This is a genomic window from Citreicoccus inhibens, assembly GCF_019039035.1.
Classification (GTDB): Bacteria; Myxococcota; Myxococcia; order Myxococcales; family Myxococcaceae; genus Citreicoccus; species Citreicoccus inhibens.
In genome coordinates this window covers 421,571-433,220 of the sequence record NZ_JAHNZT010000004.1, presented here as the reverse complement: position 1 = coordinate 433,220, position 11,650 = coordinate 421,571, and the positions used below count along the sequence as shown (strand labels likewise).

At 71.3% G+C, this 11,650-nt stretch carries 11 protein-coding genes; 6 read left to right on the top strand and 5 right to left on the bottom strand.

The annotated features are described in order from the left end of the window. Positions 1-23: 23 nt before the first annotated feature. Both KRR26_RS08250 and KRR26_RS08245 read left to right on the top strand, forming a co-directional pair. A complete protein-coding gene (locus KRR26_RS08250; RefSeq protein WP_233576867.1) occupies positions 24-788 on the top strand; it encodes an ABC transporter ATP-binding protein in 765 nt (254 codons plus the stop codon). A 72-nt stretch (positions 789-860) separates the two neighbouring features. After that, entirely contained in the window at positions 861-3,044 is a 2,184-nt protein-coding gene (locus tag KRR26_RS08245; RefSeq protein WP_217079534.1) for a spermidine synthase, read from the top strand. Between the two features lie 4 nt (positions 3,045-3,048). On the opposite strand, the gene KRR26_RS08240 is transcribed toward KRR26_RS08245, so the two are convergent. The 3 genes from KRR26_RS08240 to KRR26_RS08230 all read right to left on the bottom strand — a co-directional run bounded on the left by KRR26_RS08240 (position 3,049) and on the right by KRR26_RS08230 (position 5,819). Next, entirely contained in the window at positions 3,049-3,819 is a 771-nt protein-coding gene (locus KRR26_RS08240; protein ID WP_120205684.1) for a YoaK family protein, read from the bottom strand. Between the two features lie 68 nt (positions 3,820-3,887). Then, on the bottom strand, positions 3,888-4,232 hold the full coding sequence (locus KRR26_RS08235; RefSeq protein WP_120205686.1) for a histidine triad nucleotide-binding protein: 345 nt from the start codon (positions 4,230-4,232) through the stop codon (positions 3,888-3,890). A gap of 60 nt (positions 4,233-4,292) precedes the next feature. Further along, entirely contained in the window at positions 4,293-5,819 is a 1,527-nt protein-coding gene (locus KRR26_RS08230) for a glycosyltransferase family protein (protein WP_120205688.1), read from the bottom strand. Here KRR26_RS08230 and hprK point away from each other — a divergent pair. Next, on the top strand, positions 5,809-6,777 hold the full coding sequence (hprK, locus tag KRR26_RS08225) for an HPr(Ser) kinase/phosphatase (protein ID WP_217079533.1): 969 nt from the start codon (positions 5,809-5,811) through the stop codon (positions 6,775-6,777). The two genes, KRR26_RS08230 and hprK, sit on opposite strands and share 11 nt — an antisense overlap. Beyond that, positions 6,774-7,637, top strand: a complete 864-nt coding sequence (gene rapZ / locus KRR26_RS08220; protein WP_120205691.1) for an RNase adapter RapZ — start codon at positions 6,774-6,776, stop codon at positions 7,635-7,637. Before hprK ends, rapZ begins: the two co-directional genes overlap by 4 nt. 10 nt (positions 7,638-7,647) lie before the next feature. On the opposite strand, the gene KRR26_RS08215 is transcribed toward rapZ, so the two are convergent. After that, positions 7,648-8,424, bottom strand: a complete 777-nt coding sequence (locus tag KRR26_RS08215) for an imm11 family protein (protein ID WP_199723764.1) — start codon at positions 8,422-8,424, stop codon at positions 7,648-7,650. Positions 8,425-8,492: 68 nt separating this feature from the next. Then, positions 8,493-9,206 (bottom strand): metallophosphoesterase family protein, encoded by a 714-nt coding sequence (locus tag KRR26_RS08210; RefSeq protein WP_120205693.1) that lies wholly within the window; start codon positions 9,204-9,206, stop codon positions 8,493-8,495. Positions 9,207-9,609: 403 nt separating this feature from the next. On the opposite strand from KRR26_RS08210, the gene KRR26_RS08205 reads away from it, so the two are divergent. Further along, entirely contained in the window at positions 9,610-10,617 is a 1,008-nt protein-coding gene (locus KRR26_RS08205; protein ID WP_120206135.1) for an SPFH domain-containing protein, read from the top strand. A gap of 15 nt (positions 10,618-10,632) precedes the next feature. Beyond that, entirely contained in the window at positions 10,633-11,553 is a 921-nt protein-coding gene (locus KRR26_RS08200) for a diacylglycerol kinase catalytic domain-containing protein (RefSeq protein ID WP_120205694.1), read from the top strand. Positions 11,554-11,650: the final 97 nt, after the last annotated feature.

Genomic DNA, 11,650 nt, shown 5'->3' with positions numbered 1-11,650 from the left:
GCACCGTGGAGACACTGCTGTCCATGCAGGGAGTCGTCGCGGGGTACGGGGCTCGGCCCGTGCTGCACGGCGTGGACTGCGCGGTGCGCGCGGGTGAGCTGTGGGCGGTGCTCGGCCCCAACGGCACGGGCAAGAGCACCCTGCTGCGCTCGGCGCTCGGCGTGGGGCCTTGGGTGCGAGGCGAGACGCTGCTCTTGGGAAAGGCGCGCACGGAGTGGGAGCCGCGTGCGCTCGCCCGGCGAGTGGCCTGGGTGCCCCAGACGGTCGAGTCGGTGGAGGGCTTCCGCGGCCTGGAACTGGTGCTGATGGGCCGCAGCCCGCACCTGGGTCTGTGGGGACTGCCCTCCGCGCGCGACGAGGCGCTGGCGCGCGCGGCCTTGGAAGAGCTGGGGGTGGCGTATCTGGCGGAGCGACCGGGCGAGGCGCTCTCCGGAGGCGAGCGGCGCATGCTGCTGCTCGCCCGCGGGTTGGTGCAGGAGCCGGTGCTGCTGTTGCTCGATGAGCCGACGGCGTTCCTCGACGTGGCGCATCAGGTGGGCACGCTCGCTCGGGTGCGTGCGCGCGTGGACGCGGGGCTGGGCGCGGTCGCGGTGCTCCACGACGTCAACCTGGCCGCGGCCTTCGCGACCCATGTGATGTTGCTGCGAGACGGGCGGGTGTTGTCCCAGGGGCCGGTGGACGCGGTGCTCCAACGCGAGGCGCTCGAAGCCCTCTACGGGCTGCCCATGGAGATGGCGCTCGCGCCCTCCGGGGCCCGGCTCTTCGCACCGAGAGCGCCGCCTCGTTAGCCGCGCGAGGGTGGGGGTGTTGACACCAGCGCCACCCAAGCGAGAAACACGAAGGACTCCCCCCGAGGCCTCATGGCCCGCTACGCCGTCGCCATCTTCACGAGTGCGTTCCTCCTGTTCGGCGTGCAGCCGCTGGTGGGGCGCTATGCGCTGCCCTGGTACGGCGGCACGTCGGGCGTGTGGACCACGTGCATGCTGTTCTTCCAGACCGCGCTCCTCGCGGGCTACGGCTATGCGCACGTGGTCTCCTCGCGCCTGCGTCCGCGCGCGCAGGTGCGGCTCCACCTGGGCGTGCTGGCGATCGCCGTGGCGGCGCTGGGCGTGCGCGCGCTCCTCACGGGCTCCACGCTGGCGCCGGGCCCGGAGTGGCGTCCGCTCGACGAGCACGCGCCGGTGCTGCGCCTGCTGGGCATGCTGACCTGGATGGTGGGGCTGCCCTTCGTCGTGCTGGGCGCCACGGGGCCGCTGCTCCAGTCCTGGTTCGCGTCCGCGCGTCCGGGGCGCTCGCCGTATGTCCTCTACGCGCTGTCCAACGCGGGCTCGCTGCTGTCGCTGTTGGGCTACCCCTTCCTCATCGAGCCCTGGGTCTCCCGTGGCGCGCAGACCTGGGCCTGGAGCGCGGGCTTCCTCTGCTTCGGGTTCGCGTGCGTCGCGTGCGCCCGGGACGTGCTGGCGCGCGCCGGTGAGTCCTCGCCCGCTGTCGACGCGAGCGCGCCGGTCGAAGAGGGGCGCCGCCCGGGCCTGGGCCTCACGTTGAAGTGGTTGGGGCTGAGCGGTTGCGCGTCCGTGCTGTTGTTGGCCACGACGAACCAGCTCTCCCAGGACGTGGCCGCGGGGCCGTTCCTCTGGGTGTTGCCGCTCGCGGTGTACCTGCTCACGTTCATCCTGGCCTTCGCCCGCGAGTCCACCGCCGAGCGTCCGCGCACCGCGCTGCTGCTCATCGGCTCGGTGGCCCTGGTGGCCTATGCGCACAAGCAGGGGCCGAACATCGGGCTGCTGTGGCAGGTGCTGTTCTACGCGGCGGCGCTCTACGCGGGCGCGATGGTGTGCCACGGCGCGCTGTATCGGCTGCGGCCCGCGCCTCGGCACCTGGGCGCCTTCTACCTGTGGGTCTCCACGGGCGGCGTCCTCGGCGGCGTGTTCGTCAACCTGCTGGCGCCCGTGCTCTTCCGCGTCTACTGGGAGTACCCGCTGGCGCTGGCGGCCTGCTGCGCCATCACGATGGCCGGCATGCTGCGTCGGCCGAGCCAGGAGTCGCTGTTGGCCCGCCTGCAGCGCGTGCTGCGAGGCGCGATGCTGGTGACGGTGTCGCTCAACATGGCGCTCATCACCGCGGGGGAGCAGTCGCGCGTGCGCTACTCCGAGCGCGGCTTCTTCGGCGTGGTGCAGGTGCTGGAGCAGGTGCCGAGCGTTCCGTCTCAGCACCAGTTCACCTTGCGCCACGGCATCACGACCCACGGCTGGCAGTTCGTGGACCCCTCGAAGCGCAAGAAAGCCACGTCGTACTTCACGGAGGACAGCGGGCTGGGGCTCGCCATCGCGGAGCAGCGACGGCTGCGTCAGGCGGTGGGGTTGCCCGCGGGCCTGCGCGTGGGCGTGCTCGGGCTGGGCGTGGGAACGAGCGCGGCGCTCCTCGAGCCCGAGGACTCCCTCTGCTTCTACGAAATCAACCCCACCATCATCGCGCTGGCGCGAGGCCAGCAGGGCTTCTTCAGCTACCTGTTGGACGCGCGCGGCGCCGTGGAGGTCGTGGAGGGCGACGCGCGCATCTCCCTGGAGCGCGAGCTGGAGCGCGGCCAGCCTCGCGGCTTCGACGTGCTGGCGTTGGACGTGTTCAGCTCGGACGCCATCCCCGTGCACTTGCTCACGGAGGAGGCGGTGGCGCTCTATCTGCGGCACCTCGCGCCGCACGGCGTGCTGGCGTTGCACATCAGCAACCAATACCTCGACCTGCTCCCCGTCACGCTGGCGCACGCGCGGGCCTCGGGGTTGTTCGCCACGCTCGTCTACCAGGAGTCCCGAGCGGACGCGCTGCGCAGCACCTGGGTGGTGCTGAGCCCCGACCGCGAGTTCTCCTGGGGACCCACCTTCACGCGGACGCTGTCGAGCGTGCGGCGGTTGTCATTGCGCGGGCCCCCGGACTTCACGTGGACGGACGAGCGCAGCAGCGTGCTGCTCGCGCTGAGGTCCGTGGTGTGGGAGCGCCTGGCCGAGCCCGAGCCTCCCCCCGCGCGCGCCGAGCCCGCGGGGCCTTGAGCTCTCAGGCGTGGGGCGCCGCGTGCGCGTGGGGCATGGCGGCGGAGCTGAAGTCCAGCACCACCAGCAACGCGAGCAGTGCGCAGGGCAGCGCCAGCGTCGCGGCGCCGTAGTGCAGGAAGAGCAGCGGCCCCAGCGTGCTCCCCAGCAGGAACGCGCCGAGCAACCCCAGGTGCAGCCGCGTGCGCTCGAACTGGATGGCGGAAGGAAGCTCGCGCAGCCGGTGCAAGAGTCCGCGCGTTCCTCGTCCTCGCGCGCCATCCCGCACCCACGCGCCCATCTGCACGAGCTGGATGCCGATGTCCGTGAGGATGCCCGTCATGTGCGTGGTGCGGACGACCGCGCCGGACACCCGCGTGACGAGCGCGTTCTGCTGCCCCATGGCGAACGCGAGGCTCCACAGGGGCAGCACCGCGTGCGCGCCGGGGTGGAACCACAGCCACAGGGCAATGCCGCCCAACGTGCTGGTCTCCAGCACGAGCGCGGCGGAGTGCCGGCCCCGTGTGCGGTGGCGCGAGGCATCCAGCAACACGGAGGCGCAGACCGCGCCCAACACGAAGGAGCCCAGGAGCTGGGCCGTCAGCCGCGCGGCGGTCCACTGCCCGCTGGCCAGGGCCTCGCCCAGGCCGGCGGTGTTGCCCGTCATGTGCGAGGTGTGCATGCCGAGCGCGACGAAGCCTGTCGCGTTGACGGAGCCCGCGACGCTCGCCAGCAAGAGAGACAGGATGCTGTAGGCGCGACGGCTGCTCGGGGTCGATTCGGTACTGAAGGGCATGGGCGGATGCCGGGTGGCACGCGGATGCTAACACCCGCGCGCCACGTGCGCCGTGCCTCGCGGGGCACCTAGCCCGGCGGCCAGAGGAGCGGTCGGCCCGCGAGCATGTGCAGGTGGATGTGGAAGACCGTCTGACCCGCATCGCGGTGGGTGTTCATCACCACGCGGTAGCCGTTGTCCGCGTGGCCTCGCTCCTTGGCCACCTTGGCCGCGGCCATGAACAGGTGCCCCACCGCCTCCCGGTCCTCCACCGTCAGGTCATTCACCGTGGCGATGTGCTTCAGCGGGATGAAGAGGACGTGCGTGGGCGCCTGTGGGTTGATGTCCTCGAAACCCAGGCACTCCTCGTCGCGGTACACCACGCGGGCGGGGATGAGGCCGTCGCGAATCTTGCAAAAGAGGCAGTCGGACATGCCGCGTGGCTTAGCAACGCGAGGCGCTGGAGGGAACCGCCTCCGCGCTGGAGCGTCCGCTCACGGCAATCGCCACGAATAGCCTGGGTCGGGAATGCACCCGCCCTGGGAGATGCGCGCCAGCACCCAGGGGCCCTCGCGCGCCACCACGTCGTCGGGCCGCACCGCGCCGGGGACGGTGATGACGTGGCTGAACAGGCCGGACTCGCGACCTGGCCCGAAGTGAGGGTACAGCGGCACCCTCCGGTGGAAGGCGCTGTAGCCGCCCGTCCACGCCAGATGGACCGCCTCCACCTTCAGGCCGCAGACGTCCTCGCGGCGCCCCGCGATTTCCAGGAGACGGGTGACGGGGCCCATGTCATCCCACGCGCTGTCGCGCGGGCGGGAGTTCTCGTACTGCCCCACCCGGCCGAAGGTGAGGGCGCCCGCGCGCGCGCCCGAGACGAGCGCCAGCATCCCCACGACCCCCACCGTCGCCATCCGCGCGCGCGGTCCTCGCGCCAGCTGGAACAGGCTGTCCAGGCCCACGCCCGCGAGCGCCGCCAGCAGGGGGAAGAGCGGGACGAGGAAGCGCAGCTCCTTGTGGGGCTGGAGGGCGTGAAGCAGGAAGAAGGCCCCCGCGATGACGCTCAACCCTGGGGCGCGCGGCAGCGCCAGCAGCACGAGCGCCCCGGTGAGCGCGGCGACCTCCGGCATGCTCCGGAGCAGCACCCGCCCGTAGTAGCCGAAGGGCGCGGTGCCCCAGCCAGCGGCCTTGCCCTGCACCAGGTTGAAGTCCAGGTAGACGATGGCCGAGTGGAACCAGCGCCCCCAGGTGAGCCGGTCCAACAGGCCGAAGAGGAAGGCCCACAGCACGAGCACGCCCAGCGCCTCGCCCGCGCGCCGCCACTCCCGCCGCGCGGCGAGCACTCCCAGGAGCCCCACGCAGAAGATGCCGTTCTGCAGGCGCAGGAGCACGGCCAGCCCCAACAAGGACGCGCCCGTCACGACGGCCCGCCGAGACGCACCCGGCGCCAGCGCCAGCGCCAGCCCCACCACCGCGGGCAGGGCGGAGGCGTTCTCGCTCATGGCCCGCGGCGAGAAGTAGAGGGGCACCGCCGACAGCGCCAGCAGCGCCGCCCCGCCCGAGGCCGCCAGCGGGGAGGCGCCGCTCGCGCGCGCCAGCCGCCAGCTCCCCCAGGCGCAGGCGACCCCCATCAGGGCGAAGACGCCTTTGGTCACGGACAGATAACCCGCCGGGTCGGTGATGCCGAGCAGTCGGGCGAGCCCCATCACCCCCGCCACCAGCCCGGGGAGGGCCCAGTTGCGAGCCCCCTCGACGAACTCCCAGGCCACCAGCCCGTAGCCGTAGACGAGCCGGTGGGCGGGCTCCAGGCTCTGGTAGACCTCGTCCGGCCAGTACATCCCATCATCGTGGACGGCCCAGTACAGCCGCAGCAGCGCCCCCACCGTCAGAACGCCCGTCAGGAGCCAGACCCCCGCGCGGTGCTCGCGGAGGTCGTCGGGTGTGGGAGGAACAGTTGGCACGGTGGGGAGCACCTCAAAGGGGCTCGCGGGTGATATCCAGGTCCTGACGATGAAATCCATTCGGATCTCCCAGCTCCTCGACGACCACGACTACGACCTCCAGCTCACGCTGGTCGCCGGGCGTCACGGGCTCCAGCGCGTGGTCAACTCGTCGCGCATCCAGAAGCCGGGCCTGGCGCTCGCGGGCTTCACGGAGCATCTCCACCCGCATCGCGTGCAGGTGTTCGGCAACACGGAGATCTCCTACCTCGCCACGCTGACCGAGGCGCAGCAGCGCGAAGCGCTCGCCAAGCTCTTCGCCGAGGAAGAGGGCCTGTCGTGCGTGGTGGTGACCAAGGCGCTCGACATCCCCCCGGCGCTCATCACCGCGTGCGAGGAGAGCGGGCTGGCGCTGATGAAGACGCCCATGCTCTCCAGCGAGTTCATCCAGCGCGTGCAGGCGTTCCTGGAGGAGTCCCTCACCGAGTCCAGCAGCCTGCACGGCGTGCTGATGGACGTGTTCGGCGTGGGCATCCTGCTGTTGGGCAAGAGCGGCATCGGCAAGAGCGAGATCGCCCTCGACCTGGTGATGCGCGCGCACCGGCTGGTGGCGGATGACATCGTGGACGTCACGCGGCGCAAGGGCGCCGTCTATGGCGCGGGCAACCCGGTCATCAAGCACCACATGGAGATTCGCGGCCTGGGCATCATCAACATCAAGGACCTCTTCGGCGTCGCGGCGGTGCGCGAGCAGAAGAAGATCGAACTGGTGATTGAGCTCCAGGAGTGGGACCCCCAGCAGGAGTACGACCGACTGGGAGTGGAGGACAAGCACCTCCAGATTGTGGGAGTGGACATCCCGCTGTCCGTGGTACCGGTCCGTCCCGGACGCAACATGGCCACCATCATCGAAGTGGCGGCCCGCAACCAATTGCTCAAGCTTCAGGGACACCACTCGGCGCGAGAGTTCGCCGAGCGCCTCAACCGTGCCATCGCCCAGGGGGCGATGCGCCGCACCTTGGGAGAAGAGGTCGAGTGACCGCCTCCAGCAAGCAGATCATCGTCATCACCGGCATGTCCGGCTCGGGCAAGACCACCGCCATCCGGGCACTGGAGGACGCGGGCTTCTTCTGCATCGACAACCTGCCGGTGCTGCTGTTGCCCAAGCTGACGGAGCTCGCGGGCGCGGGCCAGTTCGAGCGCATGGCGCTGGTGGTGGACGTGCGCGAGGGCGTGTTCCTCAAGGACGCGCCCCGGGTGCTGGCGGATGTCCGGCGGGCGGGACACCAGGTGGATGTCCTCTTCCTGGACTCGAGCGACGACAGCCTCCTCAGGCGCTTCAGCGAGACGCGCCGCCGCCACCCGCTGGCGCCCGAGGGCACCGTCGCCGAAGGCATCAAGGCCGAGCGCGATGCGCTGCGCGACCTGCGCGAGCTGGCGGATCAGGTCATCGACTCGTCCGCGCTGAACGTGCACGACCTCAAGCGCATGGTGCAGGCGCGCTTCAGTCCGGAGCCGGCCTCGGGCCCGAGCCTGTCCATCATGTCGTTCGGCTACCGGTACGGCGTGCCGCCGCAGGCGGACCTCGTGTTCGACGTGCGCTTCCTGCCCAACCCGTACTTCGTCGCGGACCTGAAGGGCCTCACCGGGAAGAACGCGAAGGTGGCCTCGTACGTGCTCGACCGCGACGAGACGCAGCAGTTCCTGGAGAAGATCGTCGACCTCTGTCGCTTCCTGTTCCCGCGCTACCAGAAGGAAGGCAAGTCGTACCTGACGGTGGCGCTGGGGTGCACGGGCGGCAAGCACCGCTCGGTGGCCATCGCGCAGGAGCTGGTGCGGCGGCTCGCGGACGAGCACGGCCGCGTGCAGCTCTGGGACCGCGACATCGAGAAGGAATAGGGCGCGGGCTTCAGGTCCGCGCGCCCGTCACCGAGGTGAAGCGCGGGCCGCTCACGCCCGCCTTCTCCAGGGCTCGCTTCAGGGGCTCGGAGACGATGAGCGTGACGGGGTAGCCCCACGGGCGGAACACCTGTGCGTCGCCCACCTGACTCGGGTCGATGCGCAGCCCGCGCACGGTCCGGTACTGGCCCACCTTCTCGGGCAGCCCATCCTCCGGGGTGTAGCGCCGCGCCTCCTCGCAGGCCGCTTCGTCGATGCAGCGGATGAGGCGGGTGGCCACGAGGATGAAGTACGTGTCGCGTCGTCCCTCCACCCGCGTGGGCAGCAGCTGGACGTCCGCGGGGGCCAACGCGCGGAAGAGCTCGGCCACGCGCGGGTGCAGCACAGGCGTCAGGCCCGCGCCCGCCAGGGAGAAGTCGAGCGGTTGGGCGAATGGGTCCGTGGGGATGTTCAGCGGACCTGGAGGCATCACCGCGCGGCCGGCGGTGAACATCCACACGTCCCCCACCTCGCGGTCGTTCGCGTCGCGTGGATCCCCCAGCTCCCAGCGGCTGGGGACCTGGAAGTCGTCATGGAGGTCGTAGAAGCGGGCCCGGGTCGCCGTGGGGTTCCTCGGGGCCTGCTGCGCGGGAGCCTTGCTGGCGCGCCGCTGTCGCCGCGTGAGCGCCTTCACCTTCTTGCGCGTCCGGAGCTTCGGAGGGCTCGCCGTCGTCGGGGTCGGCGCGCTCGGAGCGGAGGCCGGAGGCCGCCACAGCTTTCGAAGCGCATCGGTCAGCCGCCTGAACATCCACCGAGGTTACCCCGAGCCCCCGGCGCCTGGCGCGCTTCATCGCACCTCGCCGCGCGGGCGGGGCGCTACCACGCCCACGACGTGTGGAGGCCGTACCGGCCATCGCGCGTGTCGAGGCTGAGGAACGAGAACTGCCCCTCGGAGCACGTCCCACTGTTGAGGAAGAGGCGGTCTCCATGCTCCACGCGCAGGCCCAGGTGCGTGTGTCCGGTGACGACGATGTCCGCGTCCCGTTGGTGGGCGCGTTCAATGGCCCAGCGCTGAAACGTGCAGCGCGCCGGGTCTGGCAGCGCGCCGCTCAAGCGCAGGTCCACGGCCTGGAGCGCGCGGAACATGGCGCGCAATTGCAGCCGCCGCAGCCACGCCCCCGCCCACACCGAGGCCTCGGAGATCCACCGCGCCTTGCGGATGACCCAGTCGTGGCGGTGACCGTGGGTGAAGAGCATCCGCACGCCGTCCGCTTCGAGGACCAGCTCCTCCGGAGCGCCGAGCACGCGGCCCGCCACCAGGTCGTGGTTGCCGTGGATGTAGTGGTACTGCGGGCCCGCGAAGCGCCGCACCAGCTCGGGGTGCGCCGCCCGCGCCGCCGCCAGCTCTGCCTCCTGTCTGCGTGGGGCCCGAGCGGTCAGCGTCTCGTAGATGTCCCCCAGCAGCACGATGCGCTCGAAGTTGCTCTCCAAGAAGCGCAGGAAGCGGAGGAACACGGAGTCGTCGTGCCCGAAGGGGTCCACCGTGTCGTGGCGGCCGAGATGGAGGTCCGAGATCACCGCGATGCGCATGACGACTCCTCCTGTTTGGGCATGGGCGGAACAACCCCGGCCCCATCGGTCCGGTTCCCACGTCCCAGGATGTGCCGCGCGGCTCGACCGGCCGCCCGGTGACGTGACACCCCAACCCGTGCGAGCGCACGGCCTCTCCCCCACGGAGCATCCCGGCGCCCGTGCCGCCGCGGCTCCTGTCGCGTCGCCTCCTGTCCTCCCAACAGTGCGGCGCGAGCCCCCACGGGCCAATCGACAGGGACCGACCGGCCGACCGGTGCCTGCCGTCAGTCCCCTGGGACCGCCGCCCCCTCCCATCCTCCGCCCGCCGGCACCACCGCGCGCTCGAAGCGTTGCGTTCGTGTTTGTTTGACACTAACATGGTGTCCACAAGACACGAACATGATGGGCAAGGGGGATGACGATGGTCCTGGGCTACATGAAGGCGGCACCGACGACGTATGTGATGCACTTCCAGGCGGGGAAGGTCCGGCGCGAGGGCGCGGGCCTGTCGTTCCTGTACTGGAAGCCGTCGGCCACGTTGGTGACGGTGCCGTTGGCGAGCGCGGACGTGCCGTTCGCGTTCAACGAGGTGACGCGGGACTTCCAGGCGGTGACGCTCCAGGGGCAGCTCACGTACCGGGTGGCGGAGCCGCGCAAGCTGGCGGCGCTGCTGGACTACTCGCTGGGGCCCACGGGGCGCTATCGCTCGGAGGACCCGGAGAAGCTGGCGGAGCGGCTGGTGCAGGTGGCGCAGGTGCGCGCGCGCACGGTGGTGCAGTCACTGCTGTTGCGCGAGGTGCTGGTGCGCTCGGCGGCCATCGAGGCGCAGGTGCTCGCCGCGCTGGCGGAGTCCGAGTCGGTGCGCGCGTTGGGCGTGGAGGTGATGGGGTTCTCGCTCCTGTCCGCGCAGCCCACGCCGGAGATGGCGCGAGCGCTGGAGGCCGACGCGCGCGAGGGACTTCAGCGCCAGGCGGATGAAGCCATCTACGCGCGGCGCAACGCGGCGGTGGAGCAGGAGCGCCGCATCCGCGAGAGCGAGCTGGCCACGGAGCTGGCGGTGGAGGAGCGCCAGCGGCAGATTCGCGAGGCGCGCATGTCGGCGGACATCGCGGTAGAGGAGCAGCGCTCGGCGCTGATGGAGCGCTGGAGCCAGAACGAGCGGCAGGCCGCGGACGCGCAGGCCTACGCGCTGGAGAAGCGCCTGGCGCCCGTGCGCGGCATGGACTGGAAGACGCTGATGGCCACATCGGCCAGCGGCAGCGACCCCGGGACGAACATCGCGCTGGCCTTCCGTGAGATGGCGGAGAACGCGCAGCGCATCGGCGAACTCAACGTGTCTCCGGACCTGCTCCAGGCGCTGCTGACCCCGAGCACGGCGGCGGGGAAGGGCCGGCGCTCGGAAGGCGCACCGGCGGGCCGCGAACGCTAGAGAGGGGAGGGCGCCATGTTCGAGAAGGTGGTGCTCGTCACGCGCAAGACGCGGCTGGCAGACCTGGTGGTGCGCTTCAACACGCGCAAGCAGGCGAAGTTCTACGTCGAGCGCGCGGGGCAGGACTTCGCCGACTTCGAGCAGGAAGACGCCGCGTACCGCCGCGCGGTGGAGGCGCTGCGCGGCACGCTGGAGTTGGGCCTGCCGGTGCAGCAGGTGGACCGCGCGCTGGTGCCCACCTTCCTCTTCACGGGCAAGGAGGTGGTGGTGACGCTGGGGCAGGACGGGCTGGTGGCGAACGTGGCCAAGTACGTGGGGGAGCAGCCGCTCGTGGGCGTCAACCCCGACCCCGAGCGCTTCGACGGCGTGCTGCTGCCCTTCCTCCCGAGCAAGGCGCGCGGCGCGGTGGCTCGTGTCCTCGAGGGCACGGCGCGCTTGCGTCGCGTGCGGTTGGCGGAAGCGGTGCTCGGCGACGGGCAGCGGCTGCGCGCGTTCAACGACCTGTTCATTGGCGCGCGCACGCACGTGTCGGCGCGCTACCAGCTCGAGCATGCCGGCAAGCGCGAGTCCCAGTCCTCCAGCGGGGTGCTGGTGTCCACGGGCGCGGGCGCGAGTGGCTGGCTGTCCTCGGTGTTCACGCTGGCGCGGAGCCTCACCGCTCAAACCGGCGGCGTGCCGGGGACGCCGTGGAAGTTGGATTGGGAGGCGCCCCGGCTGGCGTTCGTGGTGCGCGAGCCCTTCATCAGCCGCCACTCCAGCGCGGAGGTCGTGGGCGGCATCGTCACGACTCAGCAGGAGCTGGTGCTCGAGTCGCGCATGCCGCAGGGGGGCGTCATCTTCAGCGACGGCATGGAGGAGGACTTCCTCGCCTTCGGCGCGGGCGCCACCGCGCGCATCCGTCCCTCGGACGCGTGCGCGCGGCTCGTCTCCGCTTGAGGTCGTCGCGGACGCGCCCCGCATGGGGCCCGGATGACCCTGTGTCGCATGCGAAAGGGAGGGCCCGCGCCTGCTTCCCAGGTGGGGGGCCGGACGG